Origin of the sequence: Halomonas sp. I1 (assembly GCF_032334135.1) — a bacterium.
In the GTDB taxonomy this organism is placed as follows: domain Bacteria; phylum Pseudomonadota; class Gammaproteobacteria; order Pseudomonadales; family Halomonadaceae; genus Halomonas.
This window is the reverse complement of record NZ_JAVXUS010000004.1, coordinates 150380-170682: the sequence shown is the minus strand read 5'-3', so window position 1 is coordinate 170682 and position 20303 is coordinate 150380. Positions and strand designations below refer to the sequence as shown.

At 64.6% G+C, this 20303-nt stretch carries 20 protein-coding genes; 8 read left to right on the top strand and 12 right to left on the bottom strand.

Annotated features, from left to right (window positions below):
• Window positions 1-8: 8 nt before the first annotated feature.
• The 7 genes from RSO41_RS07870 to RSO41_RS07840 form a co-directional block, all read right to left on the bottom strand.
• Entirely contained in the window at window positions 9-722 is a 714-nt protein-coding gene (locus RSO41_RS07870; protein WP_315618552.1) for a C39 family peptidase, read from the bottom strand.
• 132 nt (window positions 723-854) lie between these two features.
• Window positions 855-2087 carry a hypothetical protein gene (locus RSO41_RS07865; RefSeq protein ID WP_315618551.1) on the bottom strand — a complete coding sequence of 411 codons (1233 nt, stop codon included), beginning with the start codon at window positions 2085-2087 and terminating at the stop codon, window positions 855-857.
• Between the two features lie 53 nt (window positions 2088-2140).
• Window positions 2141-2806: a hypothetical protein gene (locus RSO41_RS07860; protein WP_315618550.1), complete on the bottom strand. Its 666-nt coding sequence runs from the start codon at window positions 2804-2806 to the stop codon at window positions 2141-2143.
• A gap of 2 nt (window positions 2807-2808) precedes the next feature.
• Complete coding sequence (locus tag RSO41_RS07855; protein WP_315618549.1) at window positions 2809-3303, bottom strand: hypothetical protein; 495 nt, start codon at window positions 3301-3303, stop codon at window positions 2809-2811.
• A 59-nt stretch (window positions 3304-3362) separates the two neighbouring features.
• Window positions 3363-3710, bottom strand: a complete 348-nt coding sequence (locus RSO41_RS07850; RefSeq protein ID WP_315618548.1) for a hypothetical protein — start codon at window positions 3708-3710, stop codon at window positions 3363-3365.
• A 322-nt stretch (window positions 3711-4032) separates the two neighbouring features.
• On the bottom strand, window positions 4033-5454 hold the full coding sequence (locus RSO41_RS07845) for a sigma-54 dependent transcriptional regulator (protein ID WP_315618547.1): 1422 nt from the start codon (window positions 5452-5454) through the stop codon (window positions 4033-4035).
• Window positions 5455-5664: 210 nt separating this feature from the next.
• Entirely contained in the window at window positions 5665-6798 is a 1134-nt protein-coding gene (locus RSO41_RS07840) for a GNAT family N-acetyltransferase (RefSeq protein WP_315618546.1), read from the bottom strand.
• 287 nt (window positions 6799-7085) lie between these two features.
• Here RSO41_RS07840 and edd point away from each other — a divergent pair, with 287 nt between their 5' ends.
• The 4 genes from edd (at window position 7086) to RSO41_RS07820 (ending at window position 12037) form a co-directional block, all read left to right on the top strand.
• Window positions 7086-8972 carry a phosphogluconate dehydratase gene (gene edd, locus RSO41_RS07835; RefSeq protein ID WP_315618544.1) on the top strand — a complete coding sequence of 629 codons (1887 nt, stop codon included), beginning with the start codon at window positions 7086-7088 and terminating at the stop codon, window positions 8970-8972.
• Window positions 8973-8987: 15 nt separating this feature from the next.
• The gene (glk, locus tag RSO41_RS07830; protein WP_315618543.1) at window positions 8988-9956 is read left to right on the top strand and encodes a glucokinase; all 969 of its coding nucleotides are present in this window, start codon (window positions 8988-8990) and stop codon (window positions 9954-9956) included.
• Window positions 9957-9980: 24 nt separating this feature from the next.
• Window positions 9981-10982, top strand: coding sequence for a D-hexose-6-phosphate mutarotase (locus RSO41_RS07825; RefSeq protein WP_315618542.1), 1002 nt, complete (start codon window positions 9981-9983; stop codon window positions 10980-10982).
• A gap of 107 nt (window positions 10983-11089) precedes the next feature.
• Window positions 11090-12037: a carbohydrate kinase gene (locus RSO41_RS07820; protein ID WP_315618541.1), complete on the top strand. Its 948-nt coding sequence runs from the start codon at window positions 11090-11092 to the stop codon at window positions 12035-12037.
• Between the two features lie 132 nt (window positions 12038-12169).
• On the opposite strand, the gene RSO41_RS07815 is transcribed toward RSO41_RS07820, so the two are convergent.
• From RSO41_RS07815 to zwf, 3 genes are read right to left on the bottom strand one after another with little or no spacing between them, the layout of a single operon-like run.
• On the bottom strand, window positions 12170-12832 hold the full coding sequence (locus RSO41_RS07815) for a bifunctional 4-hydroxy-2-oxoglutarate aldolase/2-dehydro-3-deoxy-phosphogluconate aldolase (RefSeq protein WP_315618540.1): 663 nt from the start codon (window positions 12830-12832) through the stop codon (window positions 12170-12172).
• A 37-nt stretch (window positions 12833-12869) separates the two neighbouring features.
• Complete coding sequence (gene pgl, locus RSO41_RS07810; protein WP_315618539.1) at window positions 12870-13544, bottom strand: 6-phosphogluconolactonase; 675 nt, start codon at window positions 13542-13544, stop codon at window positions 12870-12872.
• Window position 13545: 1 nt separating this feature from the next.
• Entirely contained in the window at window positions 13546-15057 is a 1512-nt protein-coding gene (gene zwf / locus RSO41_RS07805; protein ID WP_315618538.1) for a glucose-6-phosphate dehydrogenase, read from the bottom strand.
• A 221-nt stretch (window positions 15058-15278) separates the two neighbouring features.
• Between zwf and RSO41_RS07800 the strand changes: the two genes are divergently transcribed.
• From RSO41_RS07800 to RSO41_RS07785, 4 genes are all read left to right on the top strand, one after another.
• Complete coding sequence (locus tag RSO41_RS07800; protein WP_315618537.1) at window positions 15279-16133, top strand: MurR/RpiR family transcriptional regulator; 855 nt, start codon at window positions 15279-15281, stop codon at window positions 16131-16133.
• Window positions 16134-16205: 72 nt separating this feature from the next.
• Window positions 16206-17063 carry a putative selenate ABC transporter substrate-binding protein gene (locus RSO41_RS07795; RefSeq protein WP_315618536.1) on the top strand — a complete coding sequence of 286 codons (858 nt, stop codon included), beginning with the start codon at window positions 16206-16208 and terminating at the stop codon, window positions 17061-17063.
• A gap of 1 nt (window position 17064) precedes the next feature.
• Window positions 17065-17805: an ATP-binding cassette domain-containing protein gene (locus RSO41_RS07790; RefSeq protein ID WP_315618535.1), complete on the top strand. Its 741-nt coding sequence runs from the start codon at window positions 17065-17067 to the stop codon at window positions 17803-17805.
• The gene (locus RSO41_RS07785; RefSeq protein WP_315618534.1) at window positions 17802-19301 is read left to right on the top strand and encodes a PhnE/PtxC family ABC transporter permease; all 1500 of its coding nucleotides are present in this window, start codon (window positions 17802-17804) and stop codon (window positions 19299-19301) included. The genes RSO41_RS07790 and RSO41_RS07785 overlap by 4 nt, the downstream gene beginning before the upstream one ends.
• Before the next feature lie 164 nt (window positions 19302-19465).
• Here the strand turns inward: RSO41_RS07785 and RSO41_RS07780 are convergent, their stop codons facing one another.
• Complete coding sequence (locus RSO41_RS07780; protein WP_315618533.1) at window positions 19466-19825, bottom strand: RidA family protein; 360 nt, start codon at window positions 19823-19825, stop codon at window positions 19466-19468.
• 78 nt (window positions 19826-19903) lie between these two features.
• Window positions 19904-20245 (bottom strand): TraR/DksA family transcriptional regulator, encoded by a 342-nt coding sequence (locus tag RSO41_RS07775; RefSeq protein ID WP_315618532.1) that lies wholly within the window; start codon window positions 20243-20245, stop codon window positions 19904-19906.
• Between the last annotated feature and the right edge of the window lie 58 nt (window positions 20246-20303).

The window sequence follows — 20303 nt, the reverse complement described above, 5'->3', positions numbered from 1 at the left end:
CCCGAGGCTCAGAAAAGCTCGGCGTGCCGAAAACCAAAATCGATCAACTGATCTCGCGGTGCCGGAGAAAAGACGTCCTGCAGGCGATGCGCGGTCAATGGCTGACGCGGATCGAGCAGCACCGTATAACGGTCATACCCTTCCCCCACCACTGCGAAGATGATGTTGTTCCATGCCGCCATGAAGTCGTCGCGCGACATCACGCGGTTGCCAAGCGCCGGATCCCCGACATAGACACGATCTCCCCGGGCCTTCTTCATCACCACGAAATGTTTGTAGCCTTCCAGATCGAGCAGCACAATCACCGGTATCGATATCTCATCCAATGTCGCGGGGTCGACCTCATAACCACGCCCTCGGTAGCCGCTCGTTTCCACATAACGTTTCAGATCCAGCAAGGAAAAACCGCGCTGACGCACGACCTCGGGATCGGCTACCTCGAGCATGCCCGCCAGGACCTCGTTCTCGGTGATGTCCGTACGCCCATAGGCATACTTGAGTACCGTGGCCAGGGCGGCGGCGCCGCAGGAAAAGTCGGTATGCTGTTCGACCAGATCCTCGTAACGTCGCTCGCGGATGGACTGCACGTCCTTGCGCACCATGGTGTCGGACAGCACATTGCCCAGGCTCATGCTGGCCCCCAGTGCCATGTCGGCAGATGCCACACTGAGACAGATCCCCGCCACCATTGCCTTGAATCGTTGCAAACGCCTGGAGTTCATGGTGCGCTCCTGGTCCCGAATCGTCGGAGGCCGAAATCGCCCCCCGACAAGGAAAGAATCTCCCGACCCGCGAAGCGGGCCGGGAGTGTTGAGCCTGTCCTGATACCCATGGGTATCAAGCAGTGCCGAGAGTTACTCGGTGCCGCCGCCACCGCCAGTGCCGCCAGCAGCGGACGACGCGATGGACAGGGAGTTGCGTTGCAGGTTGTTGGTGCCGGCGGCAACGTTGACGCCGATGTTGCCGACCGCACCGCGCAGGGCATTACCGCTCAGGTCGGCATTGTTCTCGTTGGCCACATACACGGTATTGGTCGCCGTGACGCTACCGGAGAGCGTACCGCCCATGGCCATCAGGCCCGCTTCGCGGAAACCCAGCCGGCCACGGTATTCCCCTTCTGTGGTGCCGTCCTCGTTGAAGGCGAAGGCGCCGCCATCGTTGTTGAGGTCCTGAGCACCCTGAGCGGCGGAATCGATATCGATGTGCCCGGTGGCATTGCCTGAGGCATGCACCCCACCGTCACCGTTATCGGTGCCATTCCATGTATCGGGATACAGATCGCCGATCTGGTCGGACTGGCCGGTATAGGTGCCATCGTAAGTACCGGATTCGCGGCCACGGCCGACACCCGCATAGCCGCCCACCATCACGCCGGACACCGTAACGTCCGTAGTATTGGTGAAGGTCTCGGTATGCCCCTTGTTGGTGGTACGGTTGCCATAGGTGGTCTGTACGCCACCCGTGGTGGCATCGGCCGACCCGCTGGAGGTGTTGACCGCCGCGGCCAGGCTGTTCTGCTGGCCATTGCCGACACCGGCGGCCACGTTCACCCCGATGTTACCGCTGGCACCGCGCAGGGCATTGCCACCCATGCTGGCGTTGTTCGGGCTACCGCTGTTCTTGGTCCAGTTGCCTGAGCTGGACTGGGCAGAGAAGGAAGCAGCCTGACCGAACACGCGAGCCGCATCGGAGGCGGCGAGTGCCGCATCATTGGCCTGCTGGTTGTTGTCGCCCGCCGCCACGTTGACGCCGATGTTGCCGGCGGCATTGCGCAGGGCATTGCCATCGAGACTGGCATCGTTGGTCGAGACGGTGTTATGGACCCCATTGCCATTGATCAGCTGCTTGCTGTCCACGGTGGCACCAGCATAGTTGGGATCGCTGGCCCTGACCCGGACATCGACCTTGAGGTCCTTGTAGGTATCGCTGTCGTGATTGAGTTCGACGTCGATGCTGTTATCGAACTCGGAGTCGATACGGCTGTCGGTGTCGAAGTCATTGCCCCCATTCCTGTCGGCGAAAGCCACAGGGGCGGCCATCAGTGCGGCGACAGCCAGAGCGATCGGAGCTTTTTGGAAGGTTTTCATGGTCTTTCTCCTGAATGAACCGTTGGTAATGCGTCATTACTGTCTGATTTACGCTACTGCCCCAGCGTCATGTTCATGCGGAAGCTGTTGCGCGTAGCGTTCCCCGTACCGGCTGACTGGTTGACCTGAATCACCCCGCGGGCACCGCTGAAGGTCGTACTGTCGATCTCGACCCTTCGGCCAGTGTCCTCGGTGGAGTCATCCCCGCCACCGTTCAGCCCCTGCTGACTCGCCAGCACCTGTTGCAGGTTCCTGTCATCCAGGGTGCTGACGTCGATGCCCAGAGCCATGCCGAACGCATTGCTCTGCACATTGCCTTGGCCTGCCGCTTGGTTGACCGACATCCAGCCGCTCGCCTCACGGAAGGCCTTGTCCTGTATCTGCACGTCGTTCTGCAGGCTGATCAGGCTCTCGTCGATGCGCGCCTGCTGAACCAACTGACCGGACGTGCCGGACGTTCTACCGATGGATAGAGCGCCGCTGTTGGCTTGCCGGTTTCCCTCCCCGGCGGCCATGTTGGTGTTCGCCACGCCGCTGACGTGGCTCAGGGCACTGCCTTGAAGAACCGTGCTGTTGCGCAGCCCGATATCCTGGGCATTGGCCGTATCGAAACTGGCCATCATCATCCCCAGGCACGTCGCGAAGATCGTGTGCCTGACGAGATCTCGAACCTCGGGACGCGCTGCCGCCGACTGACGTGTCGCAATGGAGTGCCGCATGATCAACGCTCCCCTGTGAGCGGCGACAAGGCGCCTTTTATGGTGCCAGCGAGCCCAGAGGTGACACCGACCACCCCGCCACCGACCGAACCACCGCCGAGGCTGCCTGCCGCCTGCCCGGAGCGGGCCGAAACGGCCCCCGAACGCCCCGATACGTCGGTACCCAGCGTCCGGTGCAGCTGCGGCATGCCGAGGCTCGCGCCGCTGCTGATGCCCGCCGCACGGTCATCGGTCAGAACCACCGCCCTGACGCCCGAAAGCTGGCGGTGCGTCTCGCGGGTCACCGCCTCATTGAGTTCGGTGTTGCGGCGCAGATCCACCCGGGCCCTGATCGGCCCACCGACACGGTCCGATTGACCGAAGGCTGCAGGTTCCACCTCGCGCAGAATGATCACTTCACCGGGCTGCACCCCTGGCCGCAGGTTGTGCTGTCCCCGGGCTTCCTCGACCCCGGCGCCCAGCAGCACTGCCGCCGCCACGCCGACAGCCCCCAGCATGGATCGTCCCCTCACGACACCGACGTGGCTGCTTGTTGTCCCCTGCATTGTCATGTCGCTCACCTGTTGTCTCGTTGGCTAATGGTGTGGTTGCGCTGCAGGTTGCCGGCCCCGTCCATCAGTCGCGCTTGCCCGCTGCGATCGACGCCCCCTGCATCGTGCCCAGGGCGTTCATCCCAGAGGATGACCTGCCCTGCTCGCGGCACCTGCCATTCCGGCGTATAGCGACCCTGGATCCCGTCGAGCACCTCATCCGTCAATGCGACCTGGCGCTCGACCCTCGGACTCTCGAATATCTCGGGGACATCCGGACCGCGCTGTTCCGCAGCCACGTTCGACGCCACGCCCAGCCCAGAGAGGACGACAACCCGCCACAGCCAGCTCGTCTTGCGAATTCGGTGAGTCATGCTGGTGTCCTCGCTTTTGCCAGGGTCCGCTTTGTGTCCCTTTGTATGAGCAAGGCGCGTGCCAACATCGTTTTTCTTTTGTTTACAAATACTTGGAGATTTCAGGCCACACAAAAGTGTTAACTTCATGAAACATTTCGGGGCCAGGCGATCGTCCCGGACCAGGGAATTCTTATTAATGCCTTGTTGAATCAAGGCATTACGATAAGTGTTAGGCAGATGAAACAGCGGAGGGGGCAAACAGGAGGGCAGGACACACAACGCAGGACGCCCGCCGAAGATATTCGACAGGCGTCATGGAAGGTATCAAGTACTGAAGGGGCTACAGCTGAGCCGGGTGGGGCGCCGGATCATCCTCTGTCGTTCCACCCGGGGTGCGCGGAATACCGTGCTTGTTGAGCAGCCGGTACATGGTGACGCGCGATACGCCGAGCTCATCGGCGGCAGGGTGAACCCGATACTTGTTGCGGGCCAGGGCCGCCAGCAGAGAGTCGCGTTCGGCGCGTTCCCGCGCTTGATCCAGCGTCAGCACATGGCGATGAATGCGACGCCGCTCGATCCCCAGGTCGTCGGGCTGGATCAACCGACCCTCGCACATCACCATGGCGCGCCGCACGCGGTTGATCAGCTCGCGGACATTGCCCGGCCAGGGATACTGCCGCATCAATGCCAACGATTCCCGCGAGAAGCCCTTCAGGTAGGCCGGCTTGTCACTGGCGAAACGCTTGAAGAAGAAGCGCGCCAGGATTTCGATATCCTCGGGATGTTCCCTCAGGGCCGGCACCGTGATCTGCAGGACATTGAGCCGGTGATAGAGGTCCTCACGGAAACGTCCGTCATCGACGGCCTTGGCGAGATCGATATGAGTGGCCGCCAGAATCCGCACATCCACGCTGATCTCGCTCAACCCTCCGATTCGCTGGATGCGTCGTGTCTCAAGAAAGCGCAGCAGGTTGACCTGCAACTCCAGCGGCAGGTCCCCGATCTCGTCGAGGAAGAGCGTACCGCCGTCGGCGGCTTCGATACGCCCGATCTTTCGCTGACCGGCCCCCGTGAAGGCGCCCTTTTCGTGACCGAACAACTCAGATTGAATCAGGTTCTCGGGCAGGGCGCCGCAGTTGATCGCATGGAAAGGCCCGGCCGCTCGCGGAGAGCGCTCGTGAAGGGCCTGGGCCGTCAGCTCCTTGCCGGTCCCCGATTCGCCATGGATGCAGACCGACGCTTCGACCGCCGCAATCTTGCGTATCGTCTTGAACAACTGCCACATGGCCGGCGTGGTGCCGACCATTTCATACTCACCCGAGTCCACGAACGCCTCGGCCGCCGCCTGCTGCTGGGACTCGCTCTCCCAGCGCTGCAGGCGCAGCTGATCGGCCGCACTCCACAGGAGTGCATCGAGCCGGTCGGCATCCACAGGGTCCGTCACATAGCCAAGACATAGGCTGATGATCAGTCGACGCGTATCGCCATCGGCCAACCCTGCCTCGTCCACCAGCCCGATCCATGGGCAACGGCTCTTGATCATCGACGCCTCGAGTCGTCGCAGCTCATCGGAAGACAGGGTATCGAGCGCGACGAGACCTACCTCGTTCTCCGCGACATGTTCATGACAGCAACAGGCGCCCGAGGACTCGAAAAGACAGTCGCTGTGCACCTGCCAACCACGTTGCCGCAATGTATCGCCAAGCGATGCATCTCGGTCACTGCCTCTGCCAAGCAGCCTCACGCCTACCGGAGACTCCATCGAACACCCCTCCCCGCGAGTCGGGCGAACTTCCGGGTATTCCCGCTCGCTGTCGGATATACCCTGATCGAGCTTTACAAGAACGTTGTTGTTACGGGCTTTGCCGTTACGAGCCTTGTCGTCATGGCATGTCACCCGATTTCTAGCTCAGCTGGCACGCGCTCGCCACCGTAGTGTAGCGGGCTCTACTCTTATAGCAGCTACACTTGTTTAAATTTTAAACGGCAAGGATCGGCCGGCTGCCTCATGGTAGGCCGTCACATGGGCGCTTTCCTCATCACAGAAGCGCGCCACGCCAGCACGCAGGCGCGGATCGGCGATATGGTGCAATGACGTCAGGCGTTGCGGTGCGAAGCCTCTTGCCAGCTTGTGCTCGCCCTGAGTACCGGGATCGAACAGGGTCAGGCCCCTTGCCAGGCAATGTTCGATTCCCTGGTAGTAACACGTCTCGAAGTGCAGGCCATCGGCCATCACCTCGCTGCCCCAGTAACGTCCATACAGCGTTCGGCTCCCTTGCAGACACAATGCCGCAGCCACCGGTCGCCCCTCCAGGCGGGCCTGTATCAGCAGCAGCGATGCGGGCAAGTCACGACGCAACCGCGCAAAGAAGGCTTCGTCAAGATAGCCACGTTGGCCGCGTTCCAGGTAGGTGATCTGATAGCAGTGGAAAAAGTGCGCCAGATCCGCATCACCGATCTCGTGGCCCTCCAGGCGATGCAGGGTCAGTCCCTGCTCGGCGACCCGACGGCGTTCGCGGCGAATGGCCTTGCGACGCTTCGAGGTCAGCGTCGCCAGGAAACCTTCGAAATCACCGAAGCCCCGATCTCGCCACTGGAACTGAACGCCATGACGAGGAATCAGTTCGGGACGCGCCTGTCGCCACACATCGACCTCGGCCTGCTCGGCGAACAGCAAGTGCCAGCTCGAGACGTCGCCCGCTTCCCACGCCTCGGCCAGCCGGCACCGCGCCTGCAAGGGATCGATATCCGCCGCCAGCAACAGGCGCGGTCCCGGTACCGGCGTGAAAGGAATCGCACTGAGCGCCTTGGGATAGTAACGTCCTCCGGCTCGTTCCCAGGCCTCGGCCCAGGCCCAGTCGAACACATATTCGCCAAAGGAGTGATACTTGAGGTAATGCGGCAGAATGCCGACCAGCTCATCCCCACGCCACAAGGTCAGGTGGCGAGGGACCCAGCCGGTCTCCGGCGCCACGGCTCCGGTGTCTTCGAGGGCGGCCAGGAATTCATGACGCAGGAAGGGATAATCATCGCTCACCAGGGCATTCCAGGACGACGCCGGTATCGCCTCGATGGGCGACGGCGCTCCAGGGCGTAATCGAGTCATGACAGCTCCATACCGGGCCAGCCGGCTGACAAGCGGCCGGCGCAACGCCTACATTGTGCGTAGCCCCGCCGTCTCTCGCCACCCCGCCGGACTCGCCAACATCGCAACGACATGGCGAGCCTGCGGGGCCGCCATCCACGGGCCATCGGGAAGAAGGGCATCGAAAGCCTCATTTTTTTGGGTAAAATAATTACAAAAATGGCCCAAAAGGCCCTATCATGGCCGAGTGACTCGCAATATTTTTGTTAAATTTACCAAAATTTCTTAGAATGCTGCCGAGGTGCCCCATGGCCCAAGCCCCCACGCCCCTCAACGCCACCGTCCAGCAAGTCACCGAGCGTATCCGTGAACGCTCGCGTGAGCGCCGCGCCCTCTACGAGCAGCGCATGGACGACCAGCATCGCCGCGGCGTGCACCGTGCCGAGCTCTCCTGCGGCAACCTGGCCCATGGGTTTGCCGCCTGCGGTACCGAGGACAAGAATGCGCTGAAGATGCTTAACAGCGCCAACCTGGGCATCATTTCCGCCTACAACGACATGCTCTCCGCCCACCAGCCGCTGGAGACCTTCCCGGAGACCATCAAGGCCGCCGCCCGCGCCATGGGGTCCACCGCCCAGTTCGCCGGTGGCGTGCCCGCCATGTGCGACGGCGTCACCCAGGGTCAGCCGGGCATGGAACTGTCGCTGTTTTCTCGCGACGTCATCGCCATGGCCTCCGCCGTGGGGCTTTCCCACAACATGTTCGATGCCGCCCTGTATCTCGGCGTATGCGACAAGATCGTCCCGGGGCTGTTCATCGCCGCGGCACGCTTCGGCCACCTGCCGGCCATGTTCGTGCCCGCCGGTCCCATGCCCAGCGGCCTACCCAACAAGGAAAAGGCCCGCATCCGCCAACTGTTCGCCGAAGGCAAGGCGAGCCGCGAGGACCTGCTGGAGGCGGAATCCGAGTCCTATCACAGCCCGGGCACCTGCACCTTCTACGGTACCGCCAACTCCAATCAGCTGATGATGGAGATGATGGGCCTGCACCTGCCGGGCACGTCCTTCGTCAACCCGGGCACCGAGATGCGCGAGGCGCTGACCCGCTTCGCCACCGAACAGGCGATCCGCAACACCGAGCCCGGCGGCGACTACCGCCCCTTCTACAAGCAGATCGACGAGCGCGCCATCGTCAATGCCGTGGTCGGCCTGCTGGCCTCCGGCGGCTCCACCAACCATACGATGCACCTGGTCGCCATGGCGGCGGCAGCCGGCATCACCCTGACCTGGGAAGACTTCACCGACCTGTCCGCTGTGACGCCCAGTCTGATGAAGGTCTATCCCAACGGTCAGGCCGATATCAATCACTTCCAGGCCGCCGGCGGCATGAGCTACCTGTTCCGTGAGCTGATCGGCGCCGGCCTGATTCACAGCGACATTCCCACGGTGTTCGGCACCGACATGACCGCCTATACCCGGGAACCCTTCCTGGAAGACGGCAAGCTGATCTGGCGCGAGGGACCGGAAAACAGCCTGGATGAAGACGTCCTGCGCCCGGTGGCCAACCCCTTCACGCCTACCGGCGGTCTCACCGTCCTCGACGGCAACCTGGGGCGCGGCGTGATCAAGGTCTCGGCGGTAACCGAGGAACATCGCGTGGTCGAGGCGCCGGTCAGGATCTTCGAGGACCAGAACGAAATGAAGGCGGCCTTCGAAGCCGGCGACCTGGATCGCGACGTCATCACCGTGGTGCGCTTCCAGGGACCCAAGGCCAACGGCATGCCCGAGCTGCACAAGTTGACGCCCTACCTGGGCGTGCTTCAGGACCGCGGCTACAAGGTGGCACTCGTCACCGATGGCCGCATGTCAGGCGCCTCCGGCAAGGTTCCGGCCGCCATCCACATGAGCCCCGAAGCGCTGGACGGCGGTCCGCTGGCCAAGCTGCGCGACGGCGACATCGTGCGCCTGGACGCCAACGCCGGCACCCTCGAGACCAAGGTGGATGCTCATGTCTGGGCCGATCGCGAGAAACATGTCGCCGAGCTGGACCACTACCATGTGGGCCTCGGTCGTGAACTCTTCGCTGGCTTCCGCCACCTGGCCATGCGTGGTGAAGAAGGTGCCGGCGTCTTCGGTGGCTTCGAAGCCGACGACCTCGCCCGCCAACAGGGCCAGATCCACGACGAAGACGCCTGAGGAAGGAACGCCTGGATGACCCGACCCGCACTGATCGGCGATATCGGGGGCACCAACGCCCGCCTCGCCCTGGTGACCCCGGGCGCCTTCGCGCCCCATGACATCCTGAGCCTGCCCTGTGCCGACTACCCCGGCGTCGTCGAGGCGGTTCGCGACTACCTGACCCGCGTCGGCGCCACCGGCGACCGCGCGCCACGTGAGGCGTGCCTGGCCTTCGCCTGCCCGGTCCACGGTGAGCGGGTGGTGATGACCAATAACCACTGGGACTTCACCAAGACGGCCGTGCGCGAAGCCCTGAACCTCGACCTCTTCAAGGTCATCAACGATTTCATGGCCCAGGCGCTTGGCGTGCCCCATGTCGACGACGCTGAACGGGTCACTCTGCAGGAAGGTACCTCCGCCCCCCATGCCGCGCGCCTGGTGATCGGCCCCGGTACTGGTCTCGGCGTGGCCGGCGTCTTCCCCGGCCGCCACGACTGGATTCCGCTGCCGACGGAGGGCGGGCATGTGACCTTTGCACCCACCGACGAACGCGAACAGAACCTGCTCCGCCACTTCCGCAACCGCTATGGCCGGATCTCGGTGGAACGTCTGCTCTGCGGCCAGGGCCTGCTGGACCTGTATACCGCCCACTGCTCACTTAAGGGGGCCAACCCGCGTTATGCCAGCCCCGCCGACGTCACGGAAGCGGCCAGAAGCGACGACCCGGTGGCACGTGATACCCTGCTGCGTTTCCTGAAGATCCTCGGCGACGTCAGCGGCGATGCCGCGCTCACCATGGGGGCTCGTGGCGGTGTCTATCTGTGCGGCGGAATTCCGCCCCGCCTGCTGGACTGGCTGCCGGATAGCCGCTTTCTGGAGGCCTTCGCCGCCAAGGGCCGCATGAGCGACTACACCGCGAATATCCCGGTGCACGTGGTCACCGCCCCCTGGACGGGCCTGCTAGGCGCCGCCGAGGCCCTGCACAACCCAGAGGTCGAATAAGCCGAGCTCGACGGAGGAGGTACTATGATTCCCGCATCCCTGCGTGCCCTGCTGGACGCCACCCAGGGCCAGCGCCGCACCGAATGGGCCGGTCGCGAGGTATGGCTGGCCAACGAGCCCTGGGGCGAACTCGCCGTTTCGCTGCAAGGCGCCCAGGTGCTGCACTTTTTACCTGCGTCGCCCGAAGACGCGACCGCTGAGGGCTCTTCTCCCGCGTCGCCCGACGACACGACCGCTGAGGGCTCTGCTTCCGCCGGCGCCATGGAGGGTCTCGAAGCTGCGCGAGCCGAGGATGAAGAGGCCCTGGTACCCGGTGGCTGGCTCTGGGTGACACCCACGCCTCAGGACCTGCCCGGGGCGATCCGGGGTGGCATCCCGCTGTGCTGGCCCTGGTTCGCCGACGAGCACACCGCCGACGAGTCTCCCGACCGATCAGGCCCCATGCACGGCCCGGCGCGCAAGGCCGATTGGCGCCTCGACGCCGTGGACGAACACGAAGAAGGCGTGGAACTGCACCTCAGCCCGCTCGAGCGCCTGCACAGCCAGCTCGTGCCCCGGGCAGTGATCCAGGCCAACGCCCAGCGACTGCATGTCGAATTGATCACCGAGCACACCGGCGAGACCCCGGTGAAGATCACCGGCGCCCTGCACAGCTACCTGGCGGTGGACGATGCCTTCTCCTGCCGCGTCGAAGGCCTGGTCGGCGCCCGCTATCTCGACAAGCTCAAGGACTTCGCCGAGAGCGAGCAGCAAGGTGAGCTCGGCGTGCGCGGCGGCATCGACCGCATCTATCACAGCAACGAAGAGACCCTGCTCGACGATGGCCTGCGCCGCCTGCGCGTCGCCCGCCAAGGCAGCGACTCGGTGGTGGTATGGAACCCGGGCGACACGCCGCCCGCCGACACCTCCCCGGCGGCCGCGCGGCGCTTCCTGTGCGTCGAAGCGGCCAATACCCGACTCGATCCGGTCTGGTTGGTGCCCGGCGCCCAGCACCTGCTGGGCACGACCCTGTCGCGGTCGACCTGAGAGGGTATTTGCCAATTACTGCGCTCGACCATACAGCGTTGAAATGCGGCTCGAAGTGCTCATTTAGTACGGCATCCAACAACCACAAGCCAGAGAGGAAACGCCAGATGCACCGACTGATCGCCTTCGGCGAGGCCCTGGTCGACATGCTTTCCAGCCGACTGGGCGACACCCACGAGGGGCCGGAAACCTTCACGCCCTATGCCGGCGGCGCCCCGGCCAACGTCGCCGTGGCCTGCGCCCGGCTCGGCCTGCCGAGCCAGTTTCTCGGCATGCTCGGCGAAGACTACTTCGGCAACTTCCTGGCCGGTGAACTGGCCGCTCACGGCGTCGACGTCTCCGGTGTGCGGCATACCCACGAGGCGCGCACGGCACTGGCCTTCGTCTCGCGCGATGTCGACGGCGAGCGTACCTTCGACTTCTACCGACCGCCCGCCGCCGACCTGCTGTACCGCCTCGACCATCTGCCCGCCGGCGTATTCGGCGAGCCCGCCCTGCTCCATCTGTGCAGCAACAGCCTGACCGAACCAGCCATCGCCGAGACCACCCTGGCCATGGCCGACATGGCACGTCGCGCCGGCTGCCTGGTCAGCGTCGATGCCAACCTGCGCCACAACCTCTGGGCAAGCGGTGAGGCGGACATCAGCCTGGTCACCCGCCTGCTGGACGGTGCCGACCTGCTCAAGCTGTCCGCCGAGGAGCTCGACTACTTGCGTGCCGACCACCCAGAGGAGGACTGGCTGGCCGAGCGCCTCGCCGCCGGCGTCAAGGCCATCATCATCACCGACGGGCCCGACGAGGTCAGACTGAAAGGCATGGGAATCGAGACCCACGTGGCACCGCCACGCGTGCAGGCAGTGGACACCACCGCCGGTGGCGACGCCTTCATCGGCGGCCTGCTGGCCCGGCTCGTCGAGCGCTACCACGACGACTGGCACCGCGACACCGCCCTGCTGAAAGATGCCCTGACATTCGCCTGCCGCTGTGGCGCCCATGCAGTGACCCGCCCCGGCGCCTACGCCGCCCTGCCGACCCGCGACGATCTCGCCCATTGAGGCCAAAAAAAGCCGGCCCAGCGGGCCGGCAAGAAAGAGACAGCACCAGGCTGTCGAGAGAGATCTTTCAAGAGAGATCTTTCAAGAGAGAACGTTCGAGAGATCCGCAACCACCCGCCGCCTCATCGCCACTCAGTGGTGGAAGCGTTGCGCCGCTTCCTTGGCAAGTTCCCGAATACTGTGCCAGTCCTCGGCTTCGACCAGCGGGGCCGGCGTCAGCCAGGAGCCACCCACGCACATCACGTTGTTGAGGGCCAGATAGTCGTCGGCGTTATCCAGGGTGATGCCACCGGTGGGGCAGAAGCGCGCCTCGGGAATCGGTCCGGCAAAGGCCTTGAGCGCCTTGACGCCGCCACTGGCTTCGGCCGGGAAGAACTTGAAGCGGCGATAGCCGAACTGCCAACCGATCATCAGCTCGGAGACCGTCGCCACGCCGGGCAGCATCGGCACCGGACTGCTCACGCCATGGCGATACAGCGCCTCGGTGGTGCCCGGCGTCACCACGAAATCGGCGCCGACCTGTTCGGCCTGACGATACTGAGCGGGTGTCAGCACCGTGCCGATGCCGACACTGGCCTGGGGCAGCGCTTCCTTGATGCGCTGGGTGGCTTCCAGGGCACAGTCGGTGCGCAGGGTGACCTCGAGCACGCTCAGCCCCCCCTCGACCAGGGCCTTCGCCAGCGGCACGGCATCTTCCACGCGCTGAATGGCCAGCACCGGAATCACTTCGGCCTTGAGGCAGATACTGTCGAGCTCGGTGGTCCGCGTGGATGGCAGTTGCTTGTCGATGGTCATGTCATTCTCCGTGATGCAGGGCCGGTAACGAGGTGGCTCAAGGGGCCCAGTAAATACCCAGCGGGCTGGCCAGAAAAGCACGAATCGGCAGCGCCCGGGTGTCATCGCCGACCAGCGCCTTGCCCAGAACGTCGCGCTTGGCCTCGCCGGTGATGTGCAGAAAGTGTCGATACGCCTGATGCAGCCGGTCGGCACTCAGGCTGATCCGAGGTTGCGGCTGGCTGGGAGTGCGCACGGCCACGACCGGCTCGGCGGTGGAAAGCGCCAGGTCCAGCTCGCGACTGTCCGGAAACAGCGAGGCGGTGTGCCCATCGCCGCCCATGCCCAGCACCACGGCACTGGCCGGCCAGGCCAGAGCGCTGACACGCTCGGCCACCTCGGCCGAGCCTTCCTCGGGCGTGGCAGCATCGCTCGTCAGCGGCACGAAACGTGCCTGACGCGCCTCGCTCCGCAGCAGGTGCTCGCGGACGAGCCGCGCATTGCTGTCGTCGTCGGTCTCCGACACCCAGCGCTCGTCGGCCAGTGTCACCTCGATGCGCGACCAGGGCAACGGCATCTCCGCCAGGGCACGCAGGAAGGGCACCGGCGTCGAACCGCCGGATACCACCAGCAGCACCGTTTCCCGCTCGGCCAGGTCGGCCCTCAGCGCCTCGGCCACGGCTTCGGCGAGTTGGTGTGACAATCGTTCGCGTGGCGCCTGTTCGCCTGTCATATCAGTAATCCTCATACCAGCTACGGCCATCCTGGGTGATCATGGCGATCGAGGCCACGGGTCCCCAGGAACCGGCGGGATAGCGTCGGGGTAACTCCTCGCGCGCCTGCCAGGCATTGATCAGGCTGTCACACCATTGCCAGGCATGCTCGACCTCATCGCGACGCACGAACAGATACTGCTGCCCCTTCATCACCTCCAGCAGCAGACGCTCGTAAGCATCGGGGATCCGCGTCTTGGCGAAGGCACTGTTGAAATCCAGATGCAGCGGTCCGGGACGCAGTCGCATGCCCTTGTCCAGGCCGCTATCCTTGGTCAGCACCTGCAGAGCGATCCCCTCGTCCGGCTGCAGGCGGATCACCAGCTTGTTGGCGGCCAGGGCGCGTTGATCGGGATCGAAGATGTAATGCGGCTGCTGACGGAAGTGAATGACGATCTGCGAAAGTTTCTCGGGCATGCGCTTGCCGGTACGCAGATAGAAGGGCACGCCGGCCCAGCGCCAGTTGGACACCTCGGTCTTCATGGCCACGAAGGTCTCGGTGTGGCTCTCGGTGTTGGCGTCGGGCTCCTCGAGGTACCCCGGCACCCCGACGCCATCGCTGGTGCCGGCGATGTACTGGCCGCGCACCACGTCGCGACCGAGCATATCGTCGGTGAACGGCTTGAGCGCCTTGAGCACCTTGACCTTTTCGTCGCGGATGGCGTCGGCATCGAGATTCGCGGGCGGATCCATGGCAATGAGGCAGACCAGCTGCAGCAAGTGGTTCTGTACCATGTCACGCAATTGACCGGCCTGATCGAAATAGCCCCAGCGTCCCTCGATACCGACCTTCTCGGCCACGGTGATCTCCACATGGGAGATATGGTTCTGGTTCCACTGGGTGCCGAACAACGGATTGGCGAAGCGCAGCGCAATCAGGTTCTGGACGGTTTCCTTGCCCAGGTAATGGTCGATGCGATAGATGCGGGACTCGGGGAAGACCGCACCGATAGCGTCATTGACCTCGGCGGAGGACTCGAGGTCGTAGCCGATCGGCTTCTCGACCACCACGCGACTGCGCTCGTCGAGGCTGCCGCTGTCCTGGAGGTGGCGGCAGATGTCGCCATAGAGATTGGCCCCTACCGCCAGATAGATGACCATGGGGCGCTCTCCGGCGCCCTGGCGCCATTCGCGAATACCGGCATAAGCCTCAGCCTGGGTGGCGTCCACACAGCGGTAATCGAGCCGGGCCAGGAAGCGCTTGAGTGTCGAGCGATCCAGCTCCTCGCTCTTGACATACTGCTTGAGCGCCGCCTCCACGCGGGACTTGTAGCCAGCGAGGTCTTCTTCCTGGCGCGCCACGCCGAGCAGGCGTGTCCCCGCGGCCAGCAGATTTTCCCGATCAAGGTGGTATAGCGCGGGGTACAGCTTGCGCTGCGACAAGTCGCCCAGCGCGCCGAACAGCACGAAATCGACCTCCGTTCCAGTGGCGTCGGAGGACCGCGCCGACCGGGACCGCGTGTCTTGACTCATGTCTGCCCCCATTTGGTTAACTTAACAAAATACTAGCGCAATAATGCACCAGTCTCCAAAATTTTTCTGTAAAATTACTACCAAAGCCAAAGCGTCCAGGCACCACTCAACGACCGACTATGGCGTCTCACGAGGCTCCCGCGCTAGGATACCGAGCACAATGTCGTTAAATAACCACCTGGACAGGGCACCGGCCCACCATCATGGAGACGCTTTCGCCCATGGTCAGTCATGATCTGCTGGACCGCATCCGCCGTCGACTCGACGAGCTCAATCGTTCCGAGCGCAAGGTCGCCGACGTCATCCTCGCCGATCCGGGCGCCGCTACCAGCATGAGCATCGCCAGTCTGGCGCATGCCGCGTCAGTCAGCGAGCCGACGGTCAACCGGTTCTGCCGCAGCTTCGATGCCAAGGGCTATCCCGACTTCAAGATCAAGCTGGCACAGAGTCTCGCTGGCGGCACACCCTATGTCAGCCAGGCCGTGGAGCCCGGCGACAGCGCCGAGGGGTACACCAGCAAGATTTTCGGCGCCACCATCGCCGCCCTCGACCTGGCGCGGCGCGAGACCGACGCGGTTCGGGTCGATCGCGTCGTCGACTATCTCACCCAGGCCAAGCAGTTGCACTTCTTCGGGCTCGGCGCCTCAGGCGCGGTGGCCCAGGATGCCCAGCACAAGTTCTTCCGTTTCAACATCCCCGTCTCGGCCTATATCGACGTCTTGATGCAACGCATGGTGGCCGCCGCCTGCCATACCGGCGATGTAGTGGTCGTGCTCTCCTACACGGGTCGCACCCGTGAGCTGGTCGACATCGCCAGCCAGGCACGCGGCAACGGCGCCGTCGTGCTGGGCATCACCGATCCCGACTCGCCACTGGCCGACGAGTGCACCGAGATCCTGGCCGTGAGCGCCCCGGAGGACACCGATCACTACATGCCGATGACCTCACGCATGATCCAGTTGGCCTTGATCGACGTCCTGGCCACCGGCGTGACCCTGCGACGCGGCGAAGACTTCCTGCCGCACCTGAAGAAGATCAAGGACAGCCTGAAGGAAACACGCTACCCGGCGCGTTGAGCATGGCCTCCGCTTGCCAAGTCGTCGGCGAGCCACAACAATGACGGCTCCTTTTTCATCAGGAGACCGCCGATGCGCTGGATCGCCACGACTGCCGCCGCCCTGGCCCTGTTCGCCCAGGGGGCGCAGGCCAATGAGACCTTCCGTTTCACCGCCATTCCCGACGAGGACCAATCGCGCCTGATCGAGCGCTTCTCGAAGGTCGCCGACTATCTCGAGGCGCAACTGGACGTCGAGGTGGAGTACGTTCCGGTGAAGTCCTACGGCGCCGCGGTCACGGCCTTTCGCAACGACCAGGTGCAGCTGGCCTGGTTCGGCGGCCTCTCCGGCGTCCAGGCACGTCGCTTGGTCCCTGACTCCCGGGCGCTCGCCCAGGGCCAGGAGGACGCCGAGTTCAAGAGCTACTTCATCGCCCACCAGTCCACCGGCCTGGAGAGCGCTGACGAACTGCCGAGCGACATTCGTGACCTGAGCTTCACCTTCGGCTCGAAGACCTCGACATCCGGCCGGCTGATGCCCGAGCACTTCCTGCGCCAGCGCTTCGACGAGGCCCCCGAGGACGTCTTCTCGCGGGTCGGCTTTTCCGGCGATCATTCGCGCACCATCGCCCTGGTCGAATCCGGCACCTACGAACTCGGCGCCGTCAACTACGCCGTCTGGGAAGCCGCCGTCGAGGACGACCGCGTCGATACCGACAAGGTCGAGGTGATCTGGTCGACCCCCAGCTACCCGGACTATCAGTGGACCCTGCGCGGCGATGCCGACGAGCGTTTCGGCGACGGCTTCGGCGACCGGGTGCGCGATGCCCTGCTGGCGATGGACGATCCCGAGCTGCTGCAGAGCTTCCCGCGCTCGGCTTTCATCCCCGCCGCTAACGACATGTACGCACCCATCGAGCAGGTGGCGGAATCGCTCGGCCTGCTGCGCTGATATGCCGGAACGCCAAGCCCCGCTACTGGCCCTGAAGGATGTCGACCTCGGTCACGGCGATCGAGTGGTATTGCCACGCCTGAGCCTGACCCTGAATCCCGGTGAGCGCGTCGCCCTGCTCGGCCCCAGCGGCGCCGGCAAGTCGACGCTGCTGGCGGCCCTGCGCGCCCGGTTGGGTGATGACGTCGCCTGGTGCCCGCAGCATCATGGCCTGGTGCCGGGGCTGGCGGTTTACCACAATATCTACATGGGGCGTCTGGCCGAGCATTCGGCTCTGGCCAACCTGTGGAATCTGGTGCGCCCCTTGCGCGGGCCCTGGCGGGAAATCGCCGGACTCTGCGAGCAACTCGGCATCGATGATCTGTTGCGTCGCCCCGTGGGGCAGCTGTCCGGCGGCCAGCGCCAGCGCACCGCCATCGGCCGCGCCCTGTACCAGCGACGCCGTCTGTTTCTCGGCGACGAACCGGTAGCCAGCGTCGACCCCCACCAGGCGCTGCGCCTGCTGTCGCTGATCGATGCGCAACACGACACCTGCGTCATCGCTCTGCATCAGCGCGAGCTGGCACTCTCCCATTTCGACCGAGTCTGGGGACTGCGGGACGGTCAGCTGGCGGTCGACGCGCCAGCCACCGAGCTGAGTCTCGACGACCTGGATGCCCTCTACCCCGACGCCGAGGCGACCGCCACCTCCGACACGACATCGTCGCCCCGTCCGCTGCCCTGTTATCGGGGGCAAGCGTGACCCCGCTCGCTCGCCCCTTGTGGTTCACCGGCGACGCCCTGGGCCCCCGGCTGGCCCGCCATACCCTGACGCTGGTGGCGCTGTCCCTGCTGCTGCTGCCCCTGGCGGATCTCTCGATCATCACCCGGGACCCATGGGCCGAGATCTCGCGCATGGCCCGGGGGCTCGCCTGGCCGGCCTGGGGCGCTGTGGAATCCCCTTTCCATGCGCTGGGGCTGACCATCTCGGTCGCGCTCTGGGGAACACTGGCCGGCATGGTGCTCGGCTTTCCCCTGGCGCTGCTCTTCAGCAAGTCCCGCCTGGTCCGCGCCAGTTGTGCCTTCCTGCGGGCCATCCACGAGCTGTTCTGGGCCCTGCTGTTCCTGCAGGTCTTCGGGCTCTCGGCCCTTACCGCCCTGGCCGCGCTGGCCATCCCCTATGCCGGGATCTTTGCCAAGGTCTATGCCGAGATCCTCGAAGAGACGCCCCGGGCGCCCGGCGATGCCCTGCCACCCGGGGTCGGCCGACTCGTTCGCTTCGTCTATACCGAGTTGCCGCTGGCCTGGCCCCGGCTGGCCGCCTATACCCGCTACCGCTTCGAGTGTGGCCTGCGCGCCAGCGTGCTGCTGGGCTTCGTCGGCCTGCCGACCCTCGGGTTCCAACTCGAGACCGCCTTCCGCGAAGGCCGCTACCATGAGGCCGGCGCATTGCTCTGGTTGTTCTATCTGCTGATCGCCAGCCTGCCCTGGTGGAGCCACCGCCGACTGTTGCCGGTGCTGGCCATTGGCGGCGCCTTCCTGCTCGGCCCCTGGCCCTCGGTGGACAGCGCCCTGCTGTGGCGCTTCGTCAGTCAGGACATCTGGCCGCAACCATTGCTCGCGTGGGACTGGCCGGGTCTCGTCACCTGGTTGACGCGCATCCCCGACTTGGCCCCGGCCATCGGCAATACTCTGCTGCTCGGTCTGCTGGGCACGGTGGGCAGCCTACTGGTGGCCCTCCTCATGTGGCCTCTGGCCAGCCGTCACTTCGGCAATCGCGTCTCGCGCCTCGCAGGCCGTGGTCTGCTGGTCCTGCTGCGTTCCACGCCGGAGCTGATGCTGGCGTTCATCTTCCTGCTGCTGCTGGGTCCCTCGATGCTCCCGGCCTGGCTGGCGCTGGCCCTGCACAACGGCGCGCTAATCGCCTTTCTCATCGCCCGCCACGCCGACAGCCTGACGCCCGGCATGACCCACCTGCCCGCCTCGGGCCGACTGGCCTACGAGCTGTTGCCGCGCCTCTACCCGAGCCTGCTGGCGCTGCTCTACTACCGGGCGGAGGTGATCCTGCGCGAGACCGCGATACTGGGCATGCTGGGCGTGGCCACCCTGGGCTACTACATCGACGAGAACTTCCAGTACCTGATGTTCGACATCGCCTTCTTTCTGCTGCTGGTGACCGCCGCGCTCAATATCGCCGTGGACGCGCTGTCACGGCGGTTCAGGCCGAAGGAAGCGCCGCTGGAGGCGCCTGGTTATTAACCCGGCAAGCTTTTATGTCGGGTCAATCGCGGCACAGGGACGTGCCGCCGCCGGCCATCAGGCCGGCGCGAGCCCGCGCCACACCAGAAGATCCGCGCATCTGCGCCAGCGTGGTGCGGGCGATAATCCAATCAATCAGGACGAGCTATTGGATGGCTGGGCTATTAGTCCTTGACGAGGGCAGTGACGGTGATCTCCACCCTCAACTCATCGGCGGGCATCGGCGCGCAGACACAGGTGCGTGCCGGGGCATGCCCTTCGGGCACCCAGGCGTCCCAGACGGCGTTCATGGCGGCGAAGTCGCTCCCGTCCTTGAGGTAGAGGGTGGCCGAAAGCAGATGCTCGCGGTCGGAGCCGATCTCGTCGAGCAGGGCCTCGACGCGGGCCAGCATGCTTTCGGTCTGGACGGTAATGTCGCCGTGGCGAGCTTCGGGACCGGCCACCTGGCCGCACAGGTAGGCGACGCCGTTGTGGATGACGGCACGGCTCATGCGCGCCTTGGTGTCATGGCGTTGGATGCTCATTCATGTTTCTCCTGGCAGGATGTATCAACGAGGCATACTACCCCAGGAAAGCGAGAAAAAGCAGCGTTAATCACCAGCTCAGTCGGCGCAATCGATACATTTCAACACCAGAGGATCCCAGTCCAGGCGCTTGGCGCCGATCCACTCGCCACACTCGATGCACTCGCCATACTCGCCGCGTTCGATCCGCTCGAAGGCCGCACTGATCCGCCGCAGGGCCAATTGCCGTCGCTCTTCCTCGGCCTTGGCCATGGCCTGCCCCTGGAGGGCGTCCATCCTCGACAGACGCCCCACCGAGGTCTGATCCAGCATCACGGTGTCGCGCGATTCCTGGCTGGCCTCGCTCTGTGCCTGCAAATCGGCTCTCAGTTCGTGCAGCCGCGCCTCGACGCTCTCCATATCCAGTTCGGGGTGATTCATGATCGTCTCCGGCTGACTGGGCCACGCCCAATCGTTCGATATATGAGTGATATCCTGT

Coding starts and splice junctions, on each gene's coding strand:
- RSO41_RS07870 (WP_315618552.1), bottom strand. CDS start 722: ATGAACTCCAGGCGTTTGCAACGATTCAAGGCAATGGTGGCGGGGATC.
- RSO41_RS07865 (WP_315618551.1), bottom strand. CDS start 2,087: ATGAAAACCTTCCAAAAAGCTCCGATCGCTCTGGCTGTCGCCGCACTG.
- RSO41_RS07860 (WP_315618550.1), bottom strand. CDS start 2,806: ATGCGGCACTCCATTGCGACACGTCAGTCGGCGGCAGCGCGTCCCGAG.
- RSO41_RS07855 (WP_315618549.1), bottom strand. CDS start 3,303: ATGCTGGGGGCTGTCGGCGTGGCGGCGGCAGTGCTGCTGGGCGCCGGG.
- RSO41_RS07850 (WP_315618548.1), bottom strand. CDS start 3,710: ATGACTCACCGAATTCGCAAGACGAGCTGGCTGTGGCGGGTTGTCGTC.
- RSO41_RS07845 (WP_315618547.1), bottom strand. CDS start 5,454: ATGGAGTCTCCGGTAGGCGTGAGGCTGCTTGGCAGAGGCAGTGACCGA.
- RSO41_RS07840 (WP_315618546.1), bottom strand. CDS start 6,798: ATGACTCGATTACGCCCTGGAGCGCCGTCGCCCATCGAGGCGATACCG.
- edd (WP_315618544.1), top strand. CDS start 7,086: ATGGCCCAAGCCCCCACGCCCCTCAACGCCACCGTCCAGCAAGTCACC.
- glk (WP_315618543.1), top strand. CDS start 8,988: ATGACCCGACCCGCACTGATCGGCGATATCGGGGGCACCAACGCCCGC.
- RSO41_RS07825 (WP_315618542.1), top strand. CDS start 9,981: ATGATTCCCGCATCCCTGCGTGCCCTGCTGGACGCCACCCAGGGCCAG.
- RSO41_RS07820 (WP_315618541.1), top strand. CDS start 11,090: ATGCACCGACTGATCGCCTTCGGCGAGGCCCTGGTCGACATGCTTTCC.
- RSO41_RS07815 (WP_315618540.1), bottom strand. CDS start 12,832: ATGACCATCGACAAGCAACTGCCATCCACGCGGACCACCGAGCTCGAC.
- pgl (WP_315618539.1), bottom strand. CDS start 13,544: ATGACAGGCGAACAGGCGCCACGCGAACGATTGTCACACCAACTCGCC.
- zwf (WP_315618538.1), bottom strand. CDS start 15,057: ATGAGTCAAGACACGCGGTCCCGGTCGGCGCGGTCCTCCGACGCCACT.
- RSO41_RS07800 (WP_315618537.1), top strand. CDS start 15,279: ATGGTCAGTCATGATCTGCTGGACCGCATCCGCCGTCGACTCGACGAG.
- RSO41_RS07795 (WP_315618536.1), top strand. CDS start 16,206: ATGCGCTGGATCGCCACGACTGCCGCCGCCCTGGCCCTGTTCGCCCAG.
- RSO41_RS07790 (WP_315618535.1), top strand. CDS start 17,065: ATGCCGGAACGCCAAGCCCCGCTACTGGCCCTGAAGGATGTCGACCTC.
- RSO41_RS07780 (WP_315618533.1), bottom strand. CDS start 19,825: ATGAGCATCCAACGCCATGACACCAAGGCGCGCATGAGCCGTGCCGTC.
- RSO41_RS07775 (WP_315618532.1), bottom strand. CDS start 20,245: ATGAATCACCCCGAACTGGATATGGAGAGCGTCGAGGCGCGGCTGCAC.